At 46.6% G+C, this 25,258-nt stretch carries 30 protein-coding genes; 12 read left to right on the top strand and 18 right to left on the bottom strand.

Going from position 1 to position 25,258, the window contains the following annotated elements:
- Nucleotides 1–24: 24 nt before the first annotated feature.
- Nucleotides 25–1,038 carry a tRNA dihydrouridine synthase DusB gene (dusB, locus tag B0181_RS02105; RefSeq protein ID WP_078275839.1) on the bottom strand — a complete coding sequence of 338 codons (1,014 nt, stop codon included), beginning with the start codon at nucleotides 1,036–1,038 and terminating at the stop codon, nucleotides 25–27.
- Nucleotides 1,039–1,479: 441 nt separating this feature from the next.
- Nucleotides 1,480–1,782: a hypothetical protein gene (locus tag B0181_RS02100; RefSeq protein WP_078275838.1), complete on the bottom strand. Its 303-nt coding sequence runs from the start codon at nucleotides 1,780–1,782 to the stop codon at nucleotides 1,480–1,482.
- A gap of 459 nt (nucleotides 1,783–2,241) precedes the next feature.
- Here B0181_RS02100 and B0181_RS02095 point away from each other — a divergent pair, with 459 nt between their 5' ends.
- The 3 genes from B0181_RS02095 to B0181_RS12515 are packed head-to-tail and all read left to right on the top strand — an operon-like array spanning nucleotide 2,242 to nucleotide 2,742.
- Entirely contained in the window at nucleotides 2,242–2,424 is a 183-nt protein-coding gene (locus tag B0181_RS02095) for a hypothetical protein (RefSeq protein WP_078275837.1), read from the top strand.
- 29 nt (nucleotides 2,425–2,453) lie between these two features.
- Nucleotides 2,454–2,615: a type II toxin-antitoxin system RelE/ParE family toxin gene (locus tag B0181_RS02090; RefSeq protein ID WP_278044936.1), complete on the top strand. Its 162-nt coding sequence runs from the start codon at nucleotides 2,454–2,456 to the stop codon at nucleotides 2,613–2,615.
- A gap of 10 nt (nucleotides 2,616–2,625) precedes the next feature.
- Complete coding sequence (locus tag B0181_RS12515) at nucleotides 2,626–2,742, top strand: helix-turn-helix domain-containing protein (RefSeq protein ID WP_484196960.1); 117 nt, start codon at nucleotides 2,626–2,628, stop codon at nucleotides 2,740–2,742.
- A gap of 171 nt (nucleotides 2,743–2,913) precedes the next feature.
- Here B0181_RS12515 and B0181_RS02080 read toward each other — a convergent pair whose 3' ends face one another.
- Both B0181_RS02080 and B0181_RS02075 read right to left on the bottom strand, forming a co-directional pair.
- On the bottom strand, nucleotides 2,914–3,102 hold the full coding sequence (locus B0181_RS02080) for a hypothetical protein (RefSeq protein ID WP_078275835.1): 189 nt from the start codon (nucleotides 3,100–3,102) through the stop codon (nucleotides 2,914–2,916).
- Between the two features lie 155 nt (nucleotides 3,103–3,257).
- The gene (locus B0181_RS02075) at nucleotides 3,258–3,914 is read right to left on the bottom strand and encodes a PBECR3 domain-containing polyvalent protein (protein WP_078275834.1); all 657 of its coding nucleotides are present in this window, start codon (nucleotides 3,912–3,914) and stop codon (nucleotides 3,258–3,260) included.
- Between the two features lie 202 nt (nucleotides 3,915–4,116).
- On the opposite strand from B0181_RS02075, the gene B0181_RS12020 reads away from it, so the two are divergent.
- The 3 genes from B0181_RS12020 to B0181_RS12420 are packed head-to-tail and all read left to right on the top strand — an operon-like array spanning nucleotide 4,117 to nucleotide 4,859.
- A complete protein-coding gene (locus B0181_RS12020; RefSeq protein ID WP_158078920.1) occupies nucleotides 4,117–4,281 on the top strand; it encodes a hypothetical protein in 165 nt (54 codons plus the stop codon).
- Between the two features lie 36 nt (nucleotides 4,282–4,317).
- Nucleotides 4,318–4,716 carry a type II toxin-antitoxin system HicB family antitoxin gene (locus tag B0181_RS12425; protein WP_115338181.1) on the top strand — a complete coding sequence of 133 codons (399 nt, stop codon included), beginning with the start codon at nucleotides 4,318–4,320 and terminating at the stop codon, nucleotides 4,714–4,716.
- A gap of 32 nt (nucleotides 4,717–4,748) precedes the next feature.
- Nucleotides 4,749–4,859 (top strand): type II toxin-antitoxin system HicB family antitoxin, encoded by a 111-nt coding sequence (locus B0181_RS12420; protein WP_282956006.1) that lies wholly within the window; start codon nucleotides 4,749–4,751, stop codon nucleotides 4,857–4,859.
- A 174-nt stretch (nucleotides 4,860–5,033) separates the two neighbouring features.
- Here the strand turns inward: B0181_RS12420 and lptB are convergent, their stop codons facing one another.
- From lptB to B0181_RS02015, 11 genes are all read right to left on the bottom strand, one after another.
- Nucleotides 5,034–5,762: an LPS export ABC transporter ATP-binding protein gene (gene lptB / locus B0181_RS02065; protein ID WP_078275833.1), complete on the bottom strand. Its 729-nt coding sequence runs from the start codon at nucleotides 5,760–5,762 to the stop codon at nucleotides 5,034–5,036.
- On the bottom strand, nucleotides 5,762–6,259 hold the full coding sequence (gene lptA / locus B0181_RS02060; RefSeq protein ID WP_078275857.1) for a lipopolysaccharide transport periplasmic protein LptA: 498 nt from the start codon (nucleotides 6,257–6,259) through the stop codon (nucleotides 5,762–5,764). The genes lptB and lptA overlap by 1 nt, the downstream gene beginning before the upstream one ends.
- Before the next feature lie 139 nt (nucleotides 6,260–6,398).
- Nucleotides 6,399–6,974 carry an LPS export ABC transporter periplasmic protein LptC gene (lptC, locus tag B0181_RS02055; RefSeq protein ID WP_078275832.1) on the bottom strand — a complete coding sequence of 192 codons (576 nt, stop codon included), beginning with the start codon at nucleotides 6,972–6,974 and terminating at the stop codon, nucleotides 6,399–6,401.
- A gap of 71 nt (nucleotides 6,975–7,045) precedes the next feature.
- Nucleotides 7,046–7,570, bottom strand: a complete 525-nt coding sequence (locus tag B0181_RS02050) for a KdsC family phosphatase (protein WP_078275831.1) — start codon at nucleotides 7,568–7,570, stop codon at nucleotides 7,046–7,048.
- Nucleotides 7,571–7,632: 62 nt separating this feature from the next.
- The gene (locus tag B0181_RS02045; protein ID WP_078275830.1) at nucleotides 7,633–8,625 is read right to left on the bottom strand and encodes a KpsF/GutQ family sugar-phosphate isomerase; all 993 of its coding nucleotides are present in this window, start codon (nucleotides 8,623–8,625) and stop codon (nucleotides 7,633–7,635) included.
- Between the two features lie 299 nt (nucleotides 8,626–8,924).
- Nucleotides 8,925–9,569 (bottom strand): RNA chaperone Hfq, encoded by a 645-nt coding sequence (hfq, locus tag B0181_RS02040; RefSeq protein ID WP_078275829.1) that lies wholly within the window; start codon nucleotides 9,567–9,569, stop codon nucleotides 8,925–8,927.
- Between the two features lie 290 nt (nucleotides 9,570–9,859).
- Nucleotides 9,860–11,044, bottom strand: coding sequence for a tRNA (adenosine(37)-N6)-dimethylallyltransferase MiaA (gene miaA / locus B0181_RS02035; protein WP_078275828.1), 1,185 nt, complete (start codon nucleotides 11,042–11,044; stop codon nucleotides 9,860–9,862).
- Nucleotides 11,045–11,202: 158 nt separating this feature from the next.
- Nucleotides 11,203–11,727, bottom strand: coding sequence for a tRNA (adenosine(37)-N6)-threonylcarbamoyltransferase complex ATPase subunit type 1 TsaE (gene tsaE / locus B0181_RS02030; protein ID WP_078275827.1), 525 nt, complete (start codon nucleotides 11,725–11,727; stop codon nucleotides 11,203–11,205).
- 31 nt (nucleotides 11,728–11,758) lie between these two features.
- On the bottom strand, nucleotides 11,759–12,355 hold the full coding sequence (locus B0181_RS02025) for a 6-pyruvoyl trahydropterin synthase family protein (RefSeq protein WP_078275826.1): 597 nt from the start codon (nucleotides 12,353–12,355) through the stop codon (nucleotides 11,759–11,761).
- 18 nt (nucleotides 12,356–12,373) lie between these two features.
- Nucleotides 12,374–13,624, bottom strand: coding sequence for a saccharopine dehydrogenase family protein (locus B0181_RS02020; RefSeq protein ID WP_078275825.1), 1,251 nt, complete (start codon nucleotides 13,622–13,624; stop codon nucleotides 12,374–12,376).
- A 97-nt stretch (nucleotides 13,625–13,721) separates the two neighbouring features.
- On the bottom strand, nucleotides 13,722–14,888 hold the full coding sequence (locus B0181_RS02015) for a carboxynorspermidine decarboxylase (protein ID WP_078275824.1): 1,167 nt from the start codon (nucleotides 14,886–14,888) through the stop codon (nucleotides 13,722–13,724).
- Nucleotides 14,889–15,213: 325 nt separating this feature from the next.
- On the opposite strand from B0181_RS02015, the gene B0181_RS02010 reads away from it, so the two are divergent.
- From B0181_RS02010 to trpC, 3 genes are all read left to right on the top strand, one after another.
- Nucleotides 15,214–15,837: an aminodeoxychorismate/anthranilate synthase component II gene (locus B0181_RS02010; protein ID WP_078275823.1), complete on the top strand. Its 624-nt coding sequence runs from the start codon at nucleotides 15,214–15,216 to the stop codon at nucleotides 15,835–15,837.
- 156 nt (nucleotides 15,838–15,993) lie between these two features.
- Nucleotides 15,994–17,082, top strand: a complete 1,089-nt coding sequence (trpD, locus tag B0181_RS02005) for an anthranilate phosphoribosyltransferase (protein WP_078275822.1) — start codon at nucleotides 15,994–15,996, stop codon at nucleotides 17,080–17,082.
- A 127-nt stretch (nucleotides 17,083–17,209) separates the two neighbouring features.
- Nucleotides 17,210–18,046 (top strand): indole-3-glycerol phosphate synthase TrpC, encoded by an 837-nt coding sequence (gene trpC, locus B0181_RS02000; RefSeq protein WP_078275821.1) that lies wholly within the window; start codon nucleotides 17,210–17,212, stop codon nucleotides 18,044–18,046.
- A gap of 107 nt (nucleotides 18,047–18,153) precedes the next feature.
- On the opposite strand, the gene pdxA is transcribed toward trpC, so the two are convergent.
- Complete coding sequence (gene pdxA / locus B0181_RS01995; RefSeq protein ID WP_078275820.1) at nucleotides 18,154–19,275, bottom strand: 4-hydroxythreonine-4-phosphate dehydrogenase PdxA; 1,122 nt, start codon at nucleotides 19,273–19,275, stop codon at nucleotides 18,154–18,156.
- 422 nt (nucleotides 19,276–19,697) lie between these two features.
- Here pdxA and dnaB point away from each other — a divergent pair, with 422 nt between their 5' ends.
- From dnaB to rpsT, 3 genes are all read left to right on the top strand, one after another.
- The gene (gene dnaB, locus B0181_RS01990; protein WP_242620092.1) at nucleotides 19,698–21,065 is read left to right on the top strand and encodes a replicative DNA helicase; all 1,368 of its coding nucleotides are present in this window, start codon (nucleotides 19,698–19,700) and stop codon (nucleotides 21,063–21,065) included.
- A 268-nt stretch (nucleotides 21,066–21,333) separates the two neighbouring features.
- Nucleotides 21,334–22,473, top strand: coding sequence for an alanine racemase (gene alr, locus B0181_RS01985; RefSeq protein WP_078275818.1), 1,140 nt, complete (start codon nucleotides 21,334–21,336; stop codon nucleotides 22,471–22,473).
- Nucleotides 22,474–22,859: 386 nt separating this feature from the next.
- On the top strand, nucleotides 22,860–23,126 hold the full coding sequence (gene rpsT / locus B0181_RS01980) for a 30S ribosomal protein S20 (RefSeq protein WP_078275856.1): 267 nt from the start codon (nucleotides 22,860–22,862) through the stop codon (nucleotides 23,124–23,126).
- 210 nt (nucleotides 23,127–23,336) lie between these two features.
- On the opposite strand, the gene B0181_RS01975 is transcribed toward rpsT, so the two are convergent.
- Together B0181_RS01975 and rsmA are read right to left on the bottom strand one after the other, a co-directional pair.
- On the bottom strand, nucleotides 23,337–24,176 hold the full coding sequence (locus B0181_RS01975; RefSeq protein WP_078275855.1) for a symmetrical bis(5'-nucleosyl)-tetraphosphatase: 840 nt from the start codon (nucleotides 24,174–24,176) through the stop codon (nucleotides 23,337–23,339).
- Nucleotides 24,177–24,210: 34 nt separating this feature from the next.
- Complete coding sequence (gene rsmA, locus B0181_RS01970; protein WP_078275817.1) at nucleotides 24,211–25,080, bottom strand: 16S rRNA (adenine(1518)-N(6)/adenine(1519)-N(6))-dimethyltransferase RsmA; 870 nt, start codon at nucleotides 25,078–25,080, stop codon at nucleotides 24,211–24,213.
- Nucleotides 25,081–25,258: the final 178 nt, after the last annotated feature.

Here is a 25,258-nt window from a genome sequence, read left to right as displayed (position 1 = left end):
CATTATCTAGGACAGCCCCTTTATTTAAGCATTGCTTAAAAATTTCTCTACTGCACGGTATTGACCTGCGGTTGTTTCTTCTTGGTACATGGCTTCACGAAAGGCATTAGAATTTGCCAAGCCACCTGTGTACCATGCAATGTGTTTGCGTGCAATACGGCAACCAGAATACTCGCCATAAAAGCGGTATAATTCGTCCAAATGCGCAAGTACAATTTGCTTAAGCTCAGGCAAATCAGGCTCTGGTAAAATCTCGCCCGTCTGCAAATAATGCTTAATGTCCCGAAAAATCCATGGTTTGCCTTGCGCTGCCCGTCCAATCATCACCGCATCCGCACCCGTGTATTCTTGCACCCATTTGGCCTTTTGCGGGCTGTCAATATCGCCATTGACAATGACGGGTATTGTTAAGTTTTGCTTAACTTCTTTGATAAGTTCATAGCGTGCTTCGCCCAGATATTTATCTTCTCTGGTGCGTCCATGAATGGCAATGGCGGCGATGCCAGCGTCTTGGGCGATTTGGGCAATGCGCACGATGTTTTCTTTGCCGTTTTCATAGCCCAGTCGTGTTTTTAGAGTTACTGGCACGTCCACCGCAGACACGGTCATTTCTAAAAGCTCTTGCACCAGCGCTTCGTTTTGTAACAATGCTGAGCCTGCCAACTTACGGCACACTTTTTTGACAGGACAGCCCATGTTAATATCCACAATCGCCGCACCATTCGCCACTTGAAATTGTGCCGCCTGAGCCAGCTTATCAGGCTCTGCGCCAGCAATCTGCGCTGAAATTGGCGCAATTTCCCCGTCAAAATTGGCACGATACAAAGACTTTTGGCGTGCGTACAGCGCGGTATCAGCAATAATCATCTCGCTGACAGCATGGCCTGCACCAAAGGATTTTGCAAGCCTGCGAAAAGGATTGTCGGTAACACCCGCCATAGGCGCAACCCACAATCTATTTTCAATTCTTAAGCCTTTGATGTATAAAGGTTTTAGTAGAATGTGTTGATTTTTAAGGGGTTTTTGTGATTCTGTCATGGTGTCGTATTAGTGCGTATTGTTGCATATTTTGGCTTGTTGCAACAGTAAGCGTGGTGCAATTCAAGCCTAAAAGTGCATATTATACGCCATCAATGCAATGCAAGCGAATGTTTTAATATAGCTAAAGTAATTTGCCCCAGATAATGGATTGGCACGAACTTACCATCGTGCGTCATGAAAGCTGAAAATAAAGCCTAAGCTGGCAAAGGCTTAGGCTTTTTTGATAAGCGACTTAGGTAAAGATGAGCGCAAAAATGATAAAAAATGACAGAAGCGGCGAGTTTAACCACTCCACAAAACCGTTGCTACCGCATAAAGCACAACCCCAGCAATCACCAAGAACGCCAAGGCAAAAAACAAATAAATAAGCCAAGTAAGGAATTCACCAAGCCCTTCAAAAATTTGTAGCAACATGAGCATGAGCATCAACAAAAACGATTAAATCAAACCGATAAAATGCAACAACAAAATACCAATGACAACTAAACCAAAACCAAAAAAGACAAATGCCAACATTGACCACGCACTAATAAAGGCATTGGCAAGGGTATCAGCAGCACTTGGGCGGTTGCGCTCCATTTGTTCCATTTCGTCAATGATTTGTTTTATTTCATCCGAAATGCGCTGCGCTCGGTCAAATTCTGCTCTGGTTTCTTGGCGGCGTTTTTGGTGCTCGCTGTTATTACGGGCGGCATCACGGGCAAACTGGCGTTTTAGCAATTCATCAAGCCTGTCTGTCATGTTTGCTTCCCATGGTGTGTATTTAATTATAGTAAATTTTTATTGAATGAAAGTCAAGGTAAGTCATGTCTACGGATTTTCGATAAGTTAAATTTAGCTGTAATAGCTGAGCTTTGGTTTGAATTTTATCTATCAGCACTTGACAAAAGGCATAAAAAAGCCAAGAACTCTACACCTTTACGGCTTAAGTTCTTGGCTTTTTTTCGTTGGTTAGCTTACAATATATACCAACAAGGCAAAGCGGTATCGCCTTGGAGGCGGTAGCAAGGTTGCGCCAACAACCAAGCTACTTAACACTAACCACCAGCAGAAAGAGAACAGCGATAAAACGTCTAGCACAAATCGCAATTGTCCTTGTGTTGATTATCTTACTTAAATCTAGCAGTTAAGTCAAGCATAATTAACACAACGGCTGCCACCGTATCGGTGGTAGTCTGCTAGGGCTCAAGGAGTAAATAAATGGCAAAAACACCCACCCAAATCCAAAAAGACAGCGACATCAAACGCGGTTTTAAAACCAAAGGCTTAAAAATGCACATTGATGATATTGCCTTGCTTGAAAGTTTGTCAAAGGCGCACAATATCCCGCAAAATCAGTTGGTTGCTGAAGCGATTAGGCTATGGCAGGCTCATAATTCATAAAAACCCGAAGTGTTGGATAAATATCAGGCGTGTCTTTGCTAGACGCACTGCGTGTACCGCCTGCCAATCGCCTAGAAAAACTGATTGGCGACCGTGAAGGACAGTACAGCATCCGCATTAACGACCAATACCGCATTTGCTTTGTATGGGAAAATGGTGCGCACGATGTAGAAATTGTGGATTATCATTAAGGAGCAAATTATGTTTAAAAATGGTATGCGCCCTGTTCATCCGGGCGAAATCTTGCGTGAAGAGTATCTTGTACCGCTTAATATGAGTGCCAACGCACTTGCCAAGACGATGCACAGACTTGGCTAAATTTACAAGCCACTCATGGGTTAAAACTTGCCGAAGAAAGCATGAGTGATACTTTGGCAGGCATTCACCCCTATCAAATGACTTGATGATTTTACAAAAATCCCTAAGCGCTGGATAATCATCAAGCGTATATTTCACGCCTGTTTGTGTATTGTTCATGCTTTGTTTATTTTAAGACAATTTCAAGTTTTGAACAGCGGTACGCTTATGGTTTGAAGTTTTATGAAAACCATTAAGTGCCAATACCAGCCCGTGTGGCGGTGTGTAATTTTGGTTGGCGGTTGTCCACTGCTTAGGGTCAAAATCCGCCAACTGTGAAATTCTTTGGGCGATTGTGCGAAAAATTGTGGTTGTGTTCATTTTTCATCTCTTTTTTATGGCGCATTTGACTTTTTCCCCAATTTATCTTAATATTGCAAAGAGCCACTCAAAACACGGTGATAATCTCCCAGCCGTAGCCTTTGCCTTGCAATGAGCGCGTGTAAGTGGTGTAGCCTAGACTGCACACGGGAGCCTTACTGAGTGGCTTTTTTTATTTGCCTGTAAAACTCTTTTTCGTCCGCCTGATAAATCGTCGTCAAATACAATTCCTTTCTGTCCTTGGTTGCCTTGACTACTACAATGTAGTTTTTGCCTTGCTGGCTAAAATAAACCACATTTAAATCATCTTTCTTAACAACCTTAGTTGCGCCATCTAAAATCCTTTGCACCGATGAAAACAGCGTCATATTTGCTTGTTCTGGATGATGAACAACCATTTTCATAAGCGTGTCATCAGACAGCCATACTTCGCCTGTTTTTGCGCCCAGTGTTTGCTGCACATTTTTAGATATGTTGGCAACCACCCATTTTTGACCAAGCGCATTACGTTTTCTAAAGCTCATGGACTGCGCTTTATTTGTACTATTTGCCGTCATTTGCGCCATGCGTAAACTTTCAGCGAATGTTGCATCTGAAATTGGTTTGGCGGTTTTAAATGCTTTGTCAAACCCCAAAGGCTCAATCTTTTTAATCTCTGCCAGTGTCAGCGGTCTAAAATTCTTATCCAGCTGCAAATTAGCAAAGTCTTTTGGTGTCAAGCCGCCATTTCTGAATAGTTCGGCTTGGGTTTTGCCAAGCACCCTATCTTGAAATGCGCTGTCTTGAGTAGCAAGCCATACCTTAACAACCATGCCTTAACGATAATCGCCATACTATCACCCACCCCTTAACCAGCACCAAAACACAATATTAAATACATCGCACTCATTAACAAAACTAGCCCACACTTTATTAACATTCACACTTAACAACCACAAATACATCACCTATAATAAGCAGACAGCATCAAGCAAACGCCCAAACAGTAACACACAACACCATTTAAAGAATAAAATGACGCTATTTAAGCATACCAAAACTGATGTTGAAAAACTAAGGGCTAAGACGGTTAAACCACAACAAGAAACCGGCTGCTATCCTAGGATAATTATTATTTCCGCCAGCATTGCTGCTGCCATCAATGTATTATTCATCTTGGTACAATGGATTTTTAAATAAACCTCAATCCTTGCGCAAGAACTTTTCAAAAATTTTATGAAACCAAACGCCCAAACTCACTACAACCCAGACCCTGATTATTTGCGCGAACTGGTTGCTATTACAGGGTTGTCGCAAAACCAAATCGCCAAACTTTGCGGCGTTGGCAACAGAGCTATGCGCTCATATCTTACTTTTACAGACAGTCAAAGCTACCAAAAAGCCCCTTATGCTGTGCAGTTTTGCCTTGAATGCTTGGCGCAGGCTAATCATTCTTTAAACACTCAAACGCTGGATACAAACCTTACAACCAAAACAAAGATGCTGCACCTTCCAATCGCCATCACCAAGGATGAAGGTATGGCAAATTATGGCAGCGTCGTGCCTGATGTACCGGGCTGCTACGGTTTTGGCGAGTCGCTTGACGAACTTTTGAATGAACACAATCGGTGGTGATCAGCCACATCAAAACCATGCTTGATTTGAATATGCCTTTTGAATTTACAACCACGCCACTTGAAGTCTTGCAAAACGACCCAGAGTATCAAGGCGTAACGTGGGCAGTAATTGCCATTGATAAAACGCTTTTTGACCGCTAAACGCTTTTTGACACAGCAAAATAAGCCCTTTAAAACACACAAATACCACACAATTTCCCTATGTAACCAGCCAACAATTTTAAAATAGCCATAAAAAATCCGCCCCAAAAGGCGGAAATTTTTTAAATCGATTTTGCTATCACAACGCAAAAAACTCAAACAAACCAAACACCACTACACACTAAAATCCTTGCCCAAGTACACATTTTGCACCAGCTCATTTGCCAAGATTTCATCGGGTGAGCCTTCAGCGATGATTGCGCCTTCAGACACGATGTAGGCTTTTTCGCAGATGGACAGCGTTTCTCGCACGTTGTGGTCGGTGATCAGCACGCCAATGCCGCGCGCCTTGAGTGCTGTGATGACGTCTTTGATGTCGCCCACCGAAATGGGATCAACGCCAGCAAACGGCTCATCGAGCAAGATATACTTTGGATTACTCGCCAAAGCGCGTGCGATTTCACAGCGGCGGCGCTCACCACCAGACACGCTCATGCCTAAAGACGCACGCACATGTCCCAGATGAAACTCGCCAATCAGCTTTTCTAGCTCCGCTTGCTGCTCAGATTTATTCAAATCCTTGCGTGTTTGCAAAATGGATAAGATATTTTCTTCAATGGTGAGCTTACGAAAAATGGACGCTTCTTGTGGCAAATAGCCGATGCCTTTGGCGGCGCGCTCGTGCATGGCTTTTTTGGACAAATCCTGCTCGCCAAGCAGCACCTGCCCACGATCCATCGGCACAAGCCCAATCACCATATAAAAACTGGTCGTTTTGCCTGCGCCATTCGGGCCCAAAATACCCACCACTTGCCCTTGGTTTACTTCAAACGATACGTCTTTTACCACCCAACGCTGACCGTAACGCTTGCCCAAATGCCGCATGGATAGCGTGTTTGCCATCAGCGCACCCCACGCAAACTGCCGCTTTCGCTCGGTGGGAAAATCAGCTCCACACGCTGACCGCCGCCTGCATTGGCTTCCACATCGCCCTTGCTTAGGCTGTAGCGAATGACGTTACCAGAAAAACTTGCGCCAGCTTGGGTTAATTTGGCGTTGCCTGTCAGCGTGATGATGCCTGTCGTGGTGTCATAATCAATGCGATTCGCCTGCCCTTTTGCCAAGCCTTTTTCCTTAGTAACAACTTGCTGCATGGTTGCAGGTCGCCCTGTCGCTACGGCATTTTTGATGCTGCGATTATTATCAAGATTTAGCGTGATGTTGTCGGCGGCGATTTTTAGCGTGCCTTGCTCCACCGTAACATTGCCCGAATAAGTAGTTACGCCTGTGCGCTCCACATAAGTCGCCTTATCTGCCAGCAAGCGAATCGGCTGCTTAGAATCAGAAGGCAGTGCGTTCGCTGTCATCACCCCAAAAGCAAGCACGCCATACACCACCATCGCCAGTTTGTTTGAAAAAATCTTTGCCATCATGGATACTCAAAAATACTAAAAATAATAAAAATCACACAATATGAAAATCAAAACCGCTTGGGAAATCCTGCCCATTTTGCTATTTAAACCACTGCTATTCAAACCTTTAAAACAGCGGCTTGTCCTTGCGTTCGGCGGCGTTATACAAAATTTCAATCTGATAAAATTCATACTCGCCCGACTGCAAATCAGCAGAAAAACGCTGCGCACTAAAGCGATCTTCGCCTTGCATCACCATCACTGGCGAATCGCTATGCACCGTGCGCGCTTTAGTATTGCCCACAAACACATCGCCTGTGATGACAAGTTCTGGCTTATTTTGCGTCGCTTTTCTGGTCAAAACCGCGCCATCAGCAAGCTGTAAATCGCCCGTTTCTTGGTCAAGTTTGGCACGCTTAGCACTGATGTGATAAGTCTCGCCTTCTGGCGGCGTCCACGTCATCGCAGCGTTCACCATCTCATCTTCGCCTGAGTGCGTCTGCACCAGCGAATCAGCCGTCAGCGTGTATTCAGTCTCGCCAGTTTCAGCACTGGTCTGCACCGCCTTGATTTCGCTGACTTCATAGCTGACTTCAGGCTTGGCAGGCACGGTTGGTGCAACTTCCACGTCTTCTTTATAAAAAAACCACACGCCTGCAGCCAGCGCCATCGCCCCAAGAATGCTTAAAATCTTAATATTCATCGCAATCAATCAATACTCTTACGCCTTGCAAATCCGCCACGCTTCGGCAAATCTTGCCCAGCTTGTGCATTTTATAGGAATTTGGCGATAAAATCATCGTAGCAGCCTTTAGCTTTTAGCACAAGCTCGCACGCTTCACGCACTGCGCCATTACCACCTGTGCGCTCGGTTACAAAATCCGCCACCGCACGCGTTTCGCTGCAGCCATTTGGCACACTCACGCCAAGCCCTGCTTCACGCACCGCCTTTAAATCTGGCAAATCATCGCCCATATAAGCGCACTCGTCAAGCAAAAGCCCCAGCTCGTCCGCCAATGCCGACAGCGCAACGAATTTATCGTCCCTGCCTTGCACCACATGATGAATACCAAGCTCACGCGCACGGCGTTCCACCATCGGTGATGTGCGCCCTGTGATGATGGCAAGCACCACGCCAGCGTCTTGCAGTGCCTTTAAGCCCACGCCATCTTGCACATAAAAGGCTTTGGTTTCAACGTCATACGAATTATAAATGATTTTACCATCTGATAAAATGCCGTCCACGTCCATGGCAAATAAGCGAATTTTTTTGGCTTTTTCGTACAAGGCGGTACTCATAATGTAACCTTTTAACTTTTTGATTTTATTAAAATTTTAAATTTTGAATGTGCTTTTTAAATTCAGCTTACGCCAGCTTGCAGCAAATCATGAATGCTGATGACGCCAATCAACTTATCAGATTCTAGCACCAATAATTGCCCAATGCTGTTTTCATTCATTAAAGACAAAGCATCAGACGCACGCATATCAGCCGTGGTGAATTTTGGCGTGCGTGTCATCAGCTCGCCAATCGGTGTATCAAGGTCGGTGCGCTGCGAAAGTTTGCGGCGTAAATCGCCATCGGTGAAAATCCCCACCACACGCTCGTCATCGTCCACTACCACCGCAAGTCCAAGCCGTCCGCTGGTCATGGCAAACAGCGCATCACCCAGTGCCACCGCTTCATGCACGGTTGGCAAATTGCTGGTGTGCATCAAATCTTGAACACGTGTGAGCAGCTTACGCCCCAACGCGCCTGCTGGATGCGACAGCGCAAAGTCATTGCTGGTAAAGCCGCGCGCGTGTAAAAGTGCCACCGCCAACGCATCGCCCAGTGCCAATGTGGCAGTGGTGCTGGACGTTGGCGCAAGTCCTAGTGGACAGGCTTCTTCAGACTTACCAAGCGTCAATGCAATGTCGGCAGCTTGCGGCAAGAAACCACGCTTATCACGGCTGATACTAATAAGCGGAATTTCAAGCTGCTTCACCACAGGAATCAGCGTACGAATCTCGTCCGACTCGCCAGAATTGGAAATGGCAATCAGCACATCGCCTGCCACCAGCATGCCCAAATCGCCATGCCCAGCTTCACCCGGATGCATAAAAAAAGACGGCGTGCCTGTGGACGCAAACGTGGCGGCAATCTTACGCCCAATATGCCCAGACTTACCCATGCCTGTAATCACCACACGCCCTTGGCAGCGCAAAATCGTCTCACACGCCTTAGTAAAACGCGCGTCCAGCTCGCCAATCAAAACGTCCAAAGCGTGCTGTTCGGTGCGAATCGCCTGCTTGGCATCGTCAATAAAATTGGTGTTATAATTGATGGTAGACTGTGCGATGTCGGTTTTCATGGTTATTATACTTAAGGTTGTTGCGTGCTGATTTGTTGGCTGATTTGTTATAAACGTTTTGGCTAACTGCAGCTTTTATCTTGACGCAGTTTTACCAACTTTAGCTTGTTATCATAGCACATTTATCTTAATTTGACGTTGTTTTTGGTGTATATTTGGTAAATTTTTCTACAAATCCACCAAGCACCCAAACAGCATAACACTTCCCACTAAATACGACAAAACCCATGCGCTACATGGGTTTTGGTTTGATTTTGCTATGATTGATGGTTATTTACATTCATCAATTTAAATCACAATCAGCCTTGATAGTCGTCATCTTTACCGAATTTGACATCAAAACCTTTGTCATTAAAAGCAGAGCGGTCAAAAGTTCGCTGCTCGCTTTTTTCAAAGTTTTTACCATCAAAGCCACGCTCTTCGTAGCCAGAGCGGTCAAATCCACGCTCAAAGCCTGTATTGCCAAAGCCGTTTTGCGGATAGCTGCCACGCTCAAAGCCACGATTTGCGCCAAAATTGTCATTCGGTGGCGTGCGTGTAAAACCGCCAGCAGGTCTTTGCGCGCCAAAACCACGATCAAAAGACTGCCCACCAAGCGCACCTTGTCCGCTCATATTTTGCGCACCCATGCCTTGTAGACCTTGCCCGCCCAAAGCACCTTGCGCAAAACCGCCCTGACCGCCCAGTGGTGGGTTTGGATAATTTGCGCCAGCAGGCTGCGTACCTGTGCCTTCGGTGCGTGGATTTCTGGTCGGCACAACGGTAGAAATGGCGTGCTTATACACCATTTGACTGACGGTATTTTTTAGCAATACCACATATTGATCAAACGACTCAATCTGCCCCTGCAACTTTATGCCGTTCACCAAAAAAATAGACACAGGAATACGATCTTTACGCAAAGCGTTCAAAAAAGGGTCTTGTAGGCTTTGTCCTTTTGACATAATTTCTCCAAAAGCGGCAACTGACCGCTGAATGTCGCACCGATGCTTGCTCGGTTTGTTGCTTAAATTTTGATTTTAATTGTTGTATTATCAACCAAGCCTATTGGTTCTTTTTATAAATCGCCAGCCATCTGACCGCCAACTTTAAGACAACTTATCATTAAATCATTACTTGGTATAATGATTTATCTTAACCGCCCCATTTGACGTTGTCAATGAAAAAATCACTTTTTATTGCATTTTTTTGCTAAATTTTTACCAATCGTTACGCATTTTAGCGACAAACTTTCTTAAATACCTTGCTCACCCAAAAGCTGCCGTACCAAAGTCTGTACATCGCCATACGCCACAATGCGTAAATTTGCTGCGCCGTCAGACGCCTTGTCAAGTTTTGCAAGGCTGCGCTGCCAAGTGTACTGGCGTTTGGCAAGCTGTCTTGTGGCGTATAGCGCGCGGTTTTTGAGCGTTTGGCAAGCGATTTGTAGTGGGCTGGCAACCTTATGACGACTCACAGGCAAATCCGCCAAGCGTAAAAATTCATTAGGATTATCAATCACCGCTTGCACTTGTGCGTAATGCGCAGCAAAAAAATCACGCTCATCACCACTAAGCATCTGCTGCACGCCATCGGTAAATTTCGCCAAGGCATCGGTGCGCTGCATGACTGGGTGATTAACCGTCGCCAAAAATTCCACCGCCTGCCGATAACCCACGCAGCGCAAAGACGGCATATCAGGATTAAGCGCATAATCGGTAAGCAAAGCCACCACTTCCGCCAAAAATCCCGCCTGCCACATCATGATAAGCCGCCGATCAATGCGCTCGTGCAGCCACGCCCTGTCAGGCATGACGGACGCTGCCAGCCACGTTTGATTTGGGCTGTGCGCCAAGGCAGTTTTTGGGGTGTTTTGCCACCAAGACATCGGCTTGCCTGTCTGCAAATACACTTCCACCGCGCGTGTGATGCGCTGCGTGTCGCTCACGGTCAGACGCTTGCAAATCACAGGGTCTTTGTCTTGTAAAAACGCATACAGCTCGCCCATGCCCGCTTCACTCCGCCACTTCGCCACCTGCTCTCGCACCGTTTTATCGCTGTCTGGCACGGCGGATAAACCTTCAAACAGCGCCAAATAATACATCATCGTACCACCGACCAGCAGCGGAATTTTGCCACGTCCGTGAATCTCGCCAATCAATCTTGACACATCTTGGGTAAACTGCGCCACGCTGTAGCTGTCTTCAGGACTGATGATGTCCACCAAATGATGCGGATAGCGCACCAGCTCATCACAGCTTGGTTTGGCGGTGCCGATGTCCATCGCACGATAAATCAGCGCACTGTCCACCGAAATCAGCTCAAAACGCCCTGTGTCATACAGCCGACACGCCAAATCCGTCTTACCGCTGGCGGTTGGCGCAATCAGCGACAGCACGGCATTATCAGGCAGTTTGGCATAATGTGGCAGATGATTCATGGGATTTTATGGTGTGATAGATGGGTGTTAAATGATAAGATGGATTTATTGGCAAGATGGGTTTTAAGATGAATTTGCTAAAAATTTAAGTGCTGAAAGTTTTTAAGTATCGTAAATTTTAAACGCTGCAAGATGTAAATACAACGACACCAAATCCATCACATCAATTCTGCAAGCGTCTGTGTCAGTGTTTGCGTCAGCGTTTGCAACGACTGCTGATTGCCATCATGACAAGTCAGCATAACGCTGCGTGCTTCATCGCCCTGCTTAAGAATGTCAATCTGCCAATCAGGCTTTGGCAGCACATCAAGCGCACGGCTCGCCCATTCAATGATAACCAGCGCATTTGGCTCATCAAAATACTCAAAAAAGCCAATAAATTCAAGCTCTTCTGGGTCTTGCAAGCGATACAAATCCGCATGATAGACAGGTTTTTCACCAAATGGCGTGGCCAAGCGATACGGCTCAACCAATGTATAAGTCGGACTTTTTACCGCGCCATCATGCCCAAGCGCACGCAAAAAATAGCGTGTGAATGTCGTCTTGCCTGCGCCCAAATCACCAGACAGCCACAGACTGCCCGCTGGATTTAGTGCAGCCAACGCCTCTGCAAATCTTTGAGTGTCGGCTTCGTTTTTTAGGCGCAAAGTGAGTTGAAAGGCTTGCGAATTGGCGGTATTCATGGCTTTTTATACATTAAAACTACAAGACTAATCACAACGCCACTTGACGCTGCGGCTTAGGATTGATGATTGCTTCGCCATTGATGAGCTTATCAAACATCAAAGAATCGCTCCACTCGGTACGCACTTGCTCGCTGAACTCAAAATCCGTCAGCCGAAGCTCGCCCATCTGCGGATTTTGTACGTCTTCTAAAAAGCACTGCGCATAGCCTGTGGCGGTCTCATGGACGATGACCGAATGCACACGCACGCCATCTTCGCCATTTTGCATGACGGTGTTTTTGAGCAGTGCGTCCGCCCAACAAAAAATCACACGGCTAAATTGCTCTGCCGATGGCGACACCGGCAAACTCACCCAGCGTGCGCTAAACGCCTTGCACGCTGCGATGTAGTCTTTGTCGTCCTTATCCCAAAAGGTGATGGCATGATCAAAGCTGTCAATCAGCTCTTTGATGTGCGATTTTAGCAAGCCAAAATCATACACCATCTGCCCATTATCAAGGCGGTGCGCTTCTAAAATCAACTCCACTTCATAGCTATGCCCATGAATTGAGCGACTGCAACGATCGGACGTGCAATTACGCACAATGTGCGCATTTTCAAATTTGAATAATTTACGAATTAGCATACTTGTATTTTCAATCGCTTAGCTAAATTCCAGCAAGCGATCGCCGTTGTCATCTTGAATGCGTGTGGTCAGTCCCATCGTATTCATTAGGTTAATCAAAGGCTTAGGGTCAAGCTCTTCTACGTTTACCATTATGCCTACGTCCCACACGCCATCAGCAATCAAAATCGCCGCTGCCACTGCTGGCACGCCTGCGGTATAAGAAATGCCCTGCGAGCCGACTTCTTCATGAGCCGCCTTATGATCCACGACATTATAAACGAAAATCTCGCTGGGTTTACCGTCTTTTTTACCACGCATTTTATTGCCAATGCACGTTTTGCCTGTGTAATTTGGCGCAAGCGAGCTTGGGTCTGGCAGCACCGCTTTCACCAGTTTTAGCGGCACAACTTCTCTGCCATCATCAAGCGTTACGGGCTTTTCGGATAATAGACCTAAGTTTTTTAGCACGGTAAAGACATTGATGTAATGATCGCCAAAGCCCATCCAAAAGCGGATATTTGGCACGTCAAGGAATTTTGACAAAGAATGCAGCTCGTCATGCCCCGTCAGATAGCTGTGCTGCACGCCCACTTCTGGCAAATCATCGGTGCGCTTGATTTCAAACATTTGATTGGTTTGCCATGCGCTGTTTTGCCAAGAATACACCACGCCTGTAAATTCACGAAAATTGATTTCTGGGTTGAAATTGGTGGCGAAATATTGTCCGTGCGAACCTGCATTGATGTCAATGATGTCAATGTCCGTTACACTGCCAACGTCAAAAAACTCGTCCACACCCAATCTGGCATAAGCATTCACCACACCCGGATCAAAGCCGATTCCTAAAATGGCGGTGGTATTTGCCGCCTTAAAAGCGTCTTTTTTGCGCCATTCGTGATTGGCGTACCAAGGCGGGGTTTCGCACACTTTGTTCGGGTCTTCGTGAATGGCGGTGTCCAAATATGCCGCACCTGTGGCAATACACGCGTCCATCACGCTCATGTTAATGAATGACGAACCCACATTGATTACGATCTTAGCGTCAATCTTGCGAATCAACTCAGCCAGCGCATCCACGTCCAGCGCGTCCACACTGTGCGCTGTGATGGCGTCGCTTGGCAGATTTTTTTGTGCCAGCGTTGCGATGATGGCTTGGCATTTATCCAGCGTACGACTGGCAAGATGAATGCCGCCAAATTTATCCGCGTGCTGCACGCATTTGTGCGCCACCACTTGCGCCACGCCGCCAGCACCAACAATAAGAACGTTTTTTGGTGTGTGTGTCATTCGTTGCTTTCCTCCATCATCGCCTTGCGCGATTATTATTTGGGTTTTTGGATTTAGTTAAGTGCGTTTATTTTATAATTTAAATGCGATTTAAAATTTAAGACAAGCTGTCTTTATAATCATCATAATCAAAGGTGCGCTGAATGCTGATGGTGCCGTCCAGTTTTTTAATCACGATGGACGGCATATCCACGCCATTAAACCAGTTTTTCTTGACCATCGTATAAGCGGCGGCATTGCCAAACGCTACTTGATCGCCAATGGCAAGCGGCTGTTTTAGCGCGCCCAGCTGATATTCGCCAAAAATATCGCCCGCCAAGCATGATTTGCCATAAATGATGGTGCTGCCATCACTCACATTTTCGCTTAAATTCAGCGTTTGATGATTGATAGACACCAAAGGCGCAGGCGAACGATAAATCAACAAATCCAGCATATGCGCTTCAATAGATGCGTCCACCACCGCCAAATTTTTGCCGTTATGCAGCGTGTCAAGCACTGTAGTTACAAGCGCCGCGCCATTATGCACTGCCGCCTCGCCCGGCTCAAGATACACCTGCACGCCATGACGCTCGCTAAAGTCTTTAAGACGCTGCGCCAAAGATTCCAACGGATACTCATCACCAATAAAATGAATGCCACCGCCCAAACTCACCCATTCTAAGCAGGCAAACACATCGGCAAATTTCGTCTCGATGTCGTCCAAAGTCTTGCTAAACGCCGCAAAGTCATCATTTTCGCAGTTATAATGAATCATCACGCCGCTGATGTCATCGCACACGTCTAGGATTTTTGCCACGTCATGCTCGCCAAGACGACTAAACGGACGTGCTGGGTCGGCAATGATGAACGATGAATTGCTGACGTTTGGATTTAGGCGCAAACCCACAGGCACGCCAGCTGTTTTGGCTTTGTCTTTAAATACGTGTAACTGATTGAAAGAATTAAAAATAATCTTATCAGCATAGCTTAGCGCTTCGTCAATCTCGTGCGCAGCATACGCCACACTATAAGCGTGCGTTTCACCGCCAAATTTTTCCTTACCAAGGCGCACTTCAAACAGCGATGATGACGTTGTGCCGTGCAAATAAGGGCGCATGGCATCAAACACACCCCAAGTCGCAAAGCATTTAAGCGCAAGCAATGCCTTTGCGCCAGACAGTCGGCACAGACGGTCAATGCGTGTCAAATTATCAACGATCGCCTGCTCGTCCAGCAAATAATAAGGCGTTTGCAATCCTGTTAAAAATGATGAATGATCCATAAACCGCTCTCCAAAAATCTGTCGCCAAATTCACCAAACCATCGCCCACCGTTCACCATCTTTTACTGATGGTGCGCTTATCTATAAATACAAAACAGTCAATTTGATAAATTTTAAGCATAAACTTTCATTTTATCAAAAATCGAGCAAGAAAAACAGAGCATTTGCCAACTTGGCGTGATTTTCCTTTTGCATTGCTCTTTTAAACCAGCGCACACCCATACGTAGCTTTCAGGGATTTTGGCAATTTAGCCATGCTTTATTGAATTGACAGACGCCACAAAGGTGATACAATACAAAAATACAACATTTAAAGGAAAAAATCATGCTGCTAATGATTGACAATTTTTGTAGTTTTACTTATAACATTGTGCAATATTTTGGCGAACTGCAACAAGACATCAAAGTGCTGCGCAACAACGAAACCAGTATTGAAGAGATTAAAGCCCTAAATCCCAAAGCCATCGTACTTGGCCCCGGCCCTTGCAGCCCCACCGAAGCAGGCGTTACCGTACCGATTTTAACCGAACTGAGCCAAGAAATCCCAACGCTTGGCGTGTGCCTTGGACACCAAGCCATCGGGCAGGCGTTTGGCGGCAAAGTGGTGCGTGCTGGCGAAGTGATGCACGGCAGACTCTCACCTGTGCATCATCACGATGTGGGCGTGTTTAGCGGACTGCCAAGCCCTTTTATGGCGACACGTTATCATTCGCTGGTGATTGATAAAACCTGCCTGCCTGAATGCCTAGAAGTGAGCGCATGGACGCAAAATGACGATGGTTCTGTACAAGAAATCATGGGCGTGCGCCACAAAACCTTGCCGATTGAAGGCGTGCAATTTCACCCAGAATCCATTCTTAGCGAGCATGGTTATCAGATTTTTAATAACTTTTTACTGCGTTATGGCTTGGCGAAATTGGACAATCAGCATTTACCAGAAGTGGCTTAATGTCGCCAAAATCACACTTTAAAGGCGTGAATTTTGCACTCAAAACGATAAATTGCCACGATATAATTTACCACACCGTAAGAAGTATTTTTAAGAATTTCTACATAATAGCAAGTAAAACAACATTCACGACTAACAATAATTTCAAGGATTTTCATGACCACTGCCGACATTTCAACACTCAGCGATGACGAAATCTCCGCCCTACTTAGCAGCGCGCTAAACACCATTTTAGATGGCAAAGATTTAGACGAACAAGCCATGTATCAGCTCATGCTCATCATCATGCAAGGCAAATGCAGCGATGCCATGCTGGGCGCACTGCTTGCCGCGCTGCGTATGAAGGGCGAAAGCGTAACGGAAATCACCGCCGCTGCCAAAGCCATGCTTTCATTGGCGGACACCATCACTCTGCCAACGCTTGAAAATACGGTAGACATTGTCGGCACAGGTGGCGATGGCGCAAATTTATTCAACGTCTCCACCGCTTCAGCATTCGTGGCTGCCAGTGCAGGCGCGGTTGTCGCCAAGCATGGCGGGCGTGGCGTATCCAGCAGTTCTGGCTCATCAGACTTGCTTGAACAAGCGGGCATTCGTCTAAATTTGACAGGCACACAAGTTACAGAATGTATCAAAGCGTGCGGCATGGGCTTTTTGTTCGCGCCAAATCACCACACCGCCATGCGCCACGCTGTTCCTGTGCGCCGCGCCTTAAAAACACGCACCATTTTTAATATTTTAGGCCCGCTAACAAATCCTGCTGGCGTAAAACGCTCGGTGATTGGCGTTTTTCGTCCAGAATTGTGCGCACCGCTTGCCAAAGTTTTGCAAAATTTAGGCAGTGAGCAAGCCATGGTGATTTGCTCACAGGACGGCTTAGACGAATTTAGCCTTGCTGCGCCTACGCACGTTGCCGAATTGAAAAAAGGACAAATCACAAGCTACGACATCGCACCTGCCGACTTAGGCGTACAAGCGCAATCCTTGGACGGCTTGGCGGTTAGCTCGGCAGCGCAAAGCCTTGAGTTGATTGTGGCGGCACTTGGCAAGCCTGACATCAATGTGGATAAAGCCACCTTGCAAAAAGCGCAAGACATCATCGCCCTAAACGCAGGCGCTGCCATTTATGTTGCAGGACGTGCGTCAAGCCATGCCGATGGCGTGCAGCAAGCCAAAGCCATCTTAAATTCTGGTAAAGCCTACGAGAAATTTGGCGAATTTGTGCAATTCACCCAGTCTTTATGAGTGGCGTGATTTTATAAAGAAAAACTTAATAATCAGCACAAATGCAAATAATAGCGGACAATCATTGACGTCAAGCATACAATTATTGCAAACTTACATTAAAACCCATATTTAAAACCTATCAATCATGAGTACGCCAAGCATTTTACAGCGCATTGTCGCCACCAAACACCAAGAAATCGCCGCCGCCAAACAAAGCGTCAGCCTAGAAGCCATCAAGGCGCAAGCCGCCAATCGCAGCGATAAACCGCGCGGTTTTGCCAACGCACTGCGCACCAAAGCCGCCAATAACAGCATTGGCATCATCAGCGAAATCAAAAAAGCATCGCCATCAAAAGGCGTGATTTGCCAAAATTTTGACCCTGTGGCAAGCGCCATCGGCTATGAAAACGCAGGTGCAGCGTGCCTGTCAGTATTGACAGACCGTGAGTATTTTCAAGGGGCGGACGACTATCTACAAGCCGCTCGCAATGCCTGCGCCCTGCCTGTGCTGCGCAAAGATTTTATGGTAGATGAGTACCACATTTATGAATCTTATGCTCTGGGTGCGGACTGCATTTTGCTCATCATGGCGTGCCTTGATGATGAGACGGTGGCACACTTACACGCCCTTGCCATCTCGCTTGGCATGGGCGTTTTGATTGAAATTCACACCGAAGATGAGCTGCGCCGCGCCCTTGCTCTGCCACGCTCCAGCCACAATATTTACGGCATTAACAACCGTGATTTGAACACTTTTAAGGTGGATTTGGCGCACAGCCTGCGCCTATGTCAGACGCTGTTTGATGAGCTGGGTGCGGACGCGCTGGTGGTCAGCGAAAGCGGTCTGAACGATGCGCACGACATTCGCACCATGCAAAATGGCGGCATTCACCACTTTTTAATCGGTGAGCAATTCATGAAAACCGACAACGCAGGCGCAGCTTTGGCGCAGCTGCTTGATGATGTGACGGCATTAAAATAGCGCCTTTGCGCAGTCGTCAGTAAAATTTTATACTTAAAAAAAACAGCAAACGGAAATATCATTTGCTGTTTTTAATTATTTAGTTAAACTTAATAATAAATCTTGCTTTAAGTATCTGCTTGTCCGTTCATCTGCAGTGCCACGCTGATTGCTTGTAGTAAGCTACTACTACTTGCTCGCCCAATGCCTGCCAAATCCAGCGCCGTGCCGTGGTCCACAGACGTACGCACATAAGGCAAACCCAGCGTGATGTTCACCGTATCGCCAAAACCGTGTGATTTTAGCACTGGCAAACCTTGGTCGTGATACATTGAAATTACAGCGTCTGCGCTTTGTAAATACTTATCAGTAAACAGCGTGTCGGCAGGCATGGCAAGCGAAATATCCATGCCATCGTTAATGAGCGTTTGCAGCACAGGATTGATCACGGTCAGCTCTTCATCGCCCAAATGACCGCCTTCGCCTGCGTGTGGATTAAGCCCGCAAACCAAAATTTTCGGATTTTTAATGGCGAATTGCTGCACCAAGGCGTCATGCGTAATCTGCACCGTTTGGCGCACCGCTTCAGGCGTAATCGCCGCCGCCACGTCTTTTAAGGGCAAATGCGTCGTTACCAACGCCACGCGCATCTTAGCATTGGCAAGCATCATCACCACTTTATCGCAGCCAGCCGCCTGCATAAAATACTCGGTATGACCGCTGAACATCGCACCATCAGCAAGCGTAACACCACCATCAATCAGCACCGATTTTTGTAGCGGCGCGGTAACAATGCCTGCTACCACGCCAGCACTTGCCAAACGGTGCGCCAAATACAGCTGATTTGCCACCATTTTAGCGTTGGCGGTGTTTAATTGTCCCGCCACAACTTTTTCGGCACAAGCCACATCCACCAGCATCAACTTGCTATTATTGGCACTCTTTTCTTGCAAACTATTATTAAGTTTTTCTACAAAATTATCCCACTCGGATTTATTGGCAAATAAATCACTGCAAGACAATTCAGTAAACGCTTGCTTGCTCAATTTCAATACAAAAATTTCAGGCAAAACCAGCGTTTTATCCAGCGACTTTAAGCACTCAAAACGCTCAAAAAACGCCTGAGCGTCCGCCAAAATAATCAAGTCTGTACTGATGGCACTGCGATGTTTGGCAAGCACATCAATCACGATGTCCATGCCAATGCCAGCAGGTTCGCCTGTGGTGATGACAAGTGGTTTATTTTGCATAAGTTTTTCCAATTTGGTTGTCGTTTAATCGTTTGGTTTTTGGGTTTTGTTTTAAAATGATAGACGCTTTGGTACATTTTATCACATATTTTTGGCGCATTTACGGCGCATTTGTGGTAAAATTCTTAGGATTAAATCGCAGTTTGATTTATCATCAATTACACCAACTTGATGATGATTTGGCTGATTTGACGTTCACTTTTAATGAATGATTTTGGCTAAAAAATGTGGGAAATTTGCTTTTAATTTTAACAAACTGCCAATAAATTCGCCAAAACCAATCAACTTCCCAACCACACACAAACCCAATTACACTCATGAACACCGTTGCCAATCCCAATCCTGACAAAGCACTCAAAGCCGTGCAAAACGCCATAGAAAACGTGGCGGCAGGCAACACCAGCCAAGCCAAAGACAGCCTGATGAACCTTGCGCCGCCGCATAATATTGACATTGAGCGTGCGCTTTTGGCGTCCTTGATGGGGATTGATGAATCCTATGAAAAAGTAGATGGCGTGGTGAAAGAAGAAGATTTTTATGGCGAGCGTCATAAGCTGATTTTTCGTGCCATCACCCAGCTTGCCAGAGTCAATGACAAGCACGATGCGCTGATGGTGTCAGAATTGCTCACTCGCCAAAACTTACTAGAAAAAGCAGGCGGCGAAGAGTATCTCATCACCATCAACCAAAGCCCTGCCACGTTTTTTAACATCGTTTCTTATGCCGAGCGTGTGCGTGAATTGTCGGTGTATCGTCAGCTCATCAAGGCGGCGAATAACATGCTGAATCTCGCCTACCACCCAAAAGAGCAAAGCGTGAGCGACATTTTGGACACGGTGGAAGCGGACATTTTTCGCATCAATGAAAATTACACCAGCGGCGTGGGCAAGCAAGGCGCGCAGTACATTCCTGACATCCTACAAAACGTGGTGGAACGCCTACAAGAGCTTAAAGCCCATGACGGCATGATGATTGGGCTTGAAACGCCATTTGACGAGCTGAACAACAAAACCCAAGGCCTGCAAAAAGGCGATATGGTGGTCGTTGCCGCGCGCCCTTCTATGGGTAAGACCACTTTTGCCATGAATCTTGCCGAAAGCGCGCTGCTAAAGGGCTTGCCTGTGGTGGTGTTTTCTATGGAAATGCCTGCTGAAAGCATTGTGCAGCGTTTGATTTCATCGTTTGGCGCAATCAACCAAACCAACCTGCGCTCTGGCAACATGGACGAAAACGAATGGGCGCGCTTTTCTACCGCCATGACCACGCTGCAAAACACGCACCTGTATGTGGACGCGCGCAATAACCTGCCGCCATCAGAAGTGCGCTCCACCTGCCGTCGCCTTGCTAAGAACCACGAAGGCGGACTTGGCATGATTATCATTGACTATCTGCAGCTGATGAAAGTGCCGGGCATGGAAAATAACCGTGTGGGTGAAATTGGCGAAATCAGCCGCAGCTTAAAGGCTTTGGCAAGGGAGATGGACTGCCCTGTGATTGCGCTGTCGCAGCTCAACCGCAGCCTAGAAAACCGCCCAAACAAACGCCCTGTGATGTCTGATTTGCGTGAATCTGGTGCGATTGAACAGGATGCGGACTTGATTATGTTCATTTATCGTGATGAAGTGTACAACAAAGACAAAGCCGACAACAAAGGTTTTGCCGAAATCATCATCGGCAAGCAGCGTAACGGCCCGATTGGCACGGTGCCTTTGTCGTTCCAAGGCGAGTACACAAGATTTGTCAATCTGATTCAAAGCTCTGGTATGCCTGACGATTACGAGCCAGAATAAGCGGTTTTGACGGATTTTAGGGACGAATTTTTCTTGCCAAACCAAGGATTTTACCGATCAGTCGTCGGTTAATACACCAAAAAATCTTTGATGATATTTGGCGATTTTATTTAGTTTTTCTTAATAACTACAATCTAAGCTGACAGAAACTTTAAAACCTTAAAAGCCATTATTTTTACAACGTCTATCTTGGCAAACTTTAACCACTCAGATTGACGGCTTTAATTAGCTTATTTTTTACCACCATTTTATTACAATTAAAAACACCATGCGCAATACCACCATCACCATTGACACTAACGCCCTAGCGCACAATCTTAATATCATCACCGAGCAAACCCACATCAATGCCAAGCCTGCCAAGGTCTTAGCGATGGTTAAAGCAAACGCCTACGGGCATGGTGTGGCAAATGTCATCGCAGGGCTTGCCAAGGCGGACGGCTTCGGCGTGGCGTGCTTTGATGAAGCATTGGACGTCAAAAAAGCCTGCCAAGCGCACGGTTTGTCGCAGCCGATTGTGCTGATTGAAGGTGTATTTAGCAAAACCGAATGGCAAAACACCATCACGCAAAATTTCATGTCGCTGATTCATTGTGAAGCTCAGCTTAACTGGGCATTGCAGCATTTACCACCACAAGACAGCCATACACGCACCGTTTGGCTAAAATACAACACAGGCATGAATCGCCTAGGCTTTGACGCCGAACAAGCCACCATTGCCGCCCAAAAGCTGCACCAAGCAGGCTATCGTCTGATTCTAACCAGCCATTTTGCGTGTGCCGATGACGAACACGCACTTAATGCTGTGCAAATCGCACGTTTTGATGAACTTTTGCACAGTCTGCGCCAAACCGTCAGCCCTGATGTGCAAGGCTCACTGTGCAATTCGGCAGGCATTTTTAATTTTCCTAATCAGCACCACAACTGGGTGCGTGCTGGCATTGCACTGTATGGCTCAAGCCCCTTTGCCAACCGCTCAGCGCACGCACTAAATCTACGCCCTGTCATGACATTTGGCGCACAAATCATGGCGGTGCATGAGCTTAACGCAGGCGAATCTGTCAGCTATGGCGCGCTATGGCAAGCCGACAAGTCAGCATTCATCGGCATTGTCAGCGCAGGCTATGGCGATGGCTACCCTAGAGTGGTGGAAAACGGCGAAGTGCTGGTCGTGCTGAACGGCGCAGCCCACCGTGCGCCCATCATTGGACGTGTGGCGATGGATATGCTGGCGGTGGATTTGAGCGCATTTGACGATAAAACCGCCTTGCTGCACGCGCCTGTGATTTTATGGGGCGCACAAGCAAACGCTGTGCTGAGCATTGATGACGTGGCACGCACCGCAAACACCATCGGCTATGAGCTGATGTGTCGCACCACCATGCGCCCAGTGCGAAATGTGATTTAAAATTCGTCTAAAATCGGTAAAATTTAGCCAAAAACCAGTTAAAAATCAATCAAAATTGGGCAAATTGCATTAAAAGCCAACTAAACCACCCCAAATTTTTACAGCTCGCCAATGGCTAAATTGTGATTTTTTGTAATTTTTTGCGCAAAAACCACGCACTTTGACGCCCAATACTTGCCAAACGCACGCAAAACAGGTAAAATACGCCAATCCTCCTTAGGCGCTCTTTAAGCGATTGCAGCGTTGTGATTGCTGAGCGTCTGATGGCATGGGCAATCGTGTCTTTGGCTTTTGCCTATGATGATTTGTTGGCTGCAAAATCATCTCGCCCACACCATCATACTTCACTTTTTTACTGTAAAGTTGTATTTTCTAAGGATAAAAACATGGCAAACTCAGCCCAAGCTCGCAAACGCGCTCGTCAAAACGTAAAACGTCGTGCGCACAACGCTTCTCAACGTTCAATGGTTCGTACCTACATCAAGCGTGTGGTATCAGCTGTTGAAGCTAAATCTTACGAGCTAGCGACCGAAGCCTACGCCAAAGCAGTACCTGTGATTGACCGCATGGCTGACAAAGGCATCATTCACAAAAACAAAGCAGCTCGTCATAAGAGCCGCTTGAATAAAGCCATCAAAGCACTAAAAGGCTAATTAATCCTTTTCGCTTGATGAAAAACCCTTAAACGTCATGTTTAAGGGTTTTGTTTTGCGCCATTTACGGCTGGATTATTTGTTGTGTTGGTTGTCTGATTTTAGCTGCTTAAATCTTCTTTAATCAACCAAACTTAGCCCAGTCTACTTAATATTCAGCCATGCCAATCCAGTCTTTTAGCCTAGCCGCACTTGGCAAATCGCCCGAATTCACACACTAATCACCGCGCCATCTTCCAAGCGATACGCCACAAGCTCACCGCCCCACACGCAGCCGCCGTCCAGCGAACGCACGAATGGCGTGGCGACTTGCGCTTTTAATGCTGCCCAATGCCCAAAGAAAATCCGTCTTTTGCGTGGCACAACCCACGAAAACCACGGACGAAAATCCTTCGGCATTTTATCACTCAAACTTTCTTTAAATGAAAATTCCAGCTGCCCGTCTGCCGTACACAAACGCATTCTCGTCAGATAATTGGCAATGGCACGAAGTTTGGTTGCGCCACGTAAATCATCACGCCACACATCGGCAGTTTTGCTGTACAGTTGCGGCAGTAATTTATCCAATGATTTTAAATCACCGCTTAAATGAGATTGTAACAATTTGGCGTATTTTTTGGTGTCTTTGGTCGTCCAATGCGGTGGAATGCCTGCGTGCGTCAGCACCGAATGCGCATCTGGATACACCAAAAGCGGCTGGCAGCGCAGCCAATTAAGCAGCTCATCGCAGTCTTCTGCCGCAAAAATCTCAGCGGTTTTATCTTTTGGCTTGGCAGGCAGCACCCCACGCCACACTGCAATCAGCGTGATGTCGTGATTGCCAAGCACAGTTGTCAGCGCGCCCACATCAGATAAGCGCTTCACCTCGCGCAAAGTTGCCAAAGAATCCTCACCGCGCGCCACAATGTCGCCAGCAAGCCACAGCTTATCTTGGGTCTCGTCAAATTCAATCTTTGCAAGCAGTGCAGAAAATGCCGCAAAACAGCCCTGCAAATCCCCGATAATGTACTGATGACGATACGTTTTACTGTCTTTTTCTTTTTGTTTCATGTCAATGAGCAATCAATCAAACCAAATCGCAACTTTAAGCACTCGCCTTATGCGCTGCCGCCAAATCCGCCAAACGCACAAAATCCGCCACGCCAAGCGTCTCTGGGCGTGCCTGCGGATCAATGCCGATTTGCAAAAATGCGTCATCATCCAACGTCGGTAAAAGCGCCACACTTTTAAAAATCGCGCGCAACGTCTTACGGCGGTGATTAAACGCCTCACGCACCACCAACGCAAACACCGCTTCGTCTTTGGCGCAAATCGGCTTATTGACAAATGGCGTCAAACGAAAAACCGCACTGGTAACTTTTGGCGGTGGATTAAACGCACCATTTGGCACAGTCAAAAGATAATCCGTCTCACAAAAATACTGCATAATCACCGACAAACGCCCGTATTCCTTCGTTGCAGGCGCAGCAGTAATGCGATCCACCACTTCTTTTTGTAGCATAAAATGCATATCGGTAATGACGTCGCTAAATTCCAGCAGGCGGAACAAAATCGGCGTAGAAATGTTATAAGGCAAATTACCCACCACACGAAACGCACCCTTACCCACTTGCTCGGCAAGCGCACGATAATCAATGTGCATGGCATTGTCATTGATGATGGTAAAATCAGGGTGGCTGTTTGCGCCAATGTTGATTTTTAGCTGGCTTGCCAAATCCCGATCCAGCTCAATCACCGTCATGCCGTCCACTTCGGCAAGCAAAGGCTCAGTCAGTGCGCCCAAGCCCGGCCCAATTTCCAGCAAATTATCCGTACGATTCAGACGAATGCCGTCCACAATCTGACGGATAACGCTGGTATCGTGCAAAAAATTCTGCCCAAAGCGTTTTCTTGGGGCGTGCTTGACGTCTTGCGGGCGTTTTGGAATGTGCTGGGGTCGTTTTGGAATGTGCATATTTTCAACTAATAAATTTGCCTGTTGGCGTAAGTTTGATGATTTGTGGTAAATTTGGCGTATTGTAACATAAAAGCACAACTTACGCCCAACTTAAAACTGATTTTATCCAAGCCTTTTTAATCGCTCTGGCGTGGTTTTGACTTGCTTAAACTTACAAAATTTGGCTATTTTCAAA

Origin of the sequence: Moraxella caviae (assembly GCF_002014985.1) — a bacterium.
Lineage (GTDB): Bacteria > Pseudomonadota > Gammaproteobacteria > Pseudomonadales > Moraxellaceae > Moraxella > Moraxella caviae.
This window is presented reverse-complemented; position numbering and strand designations above follow the sequence as displayed.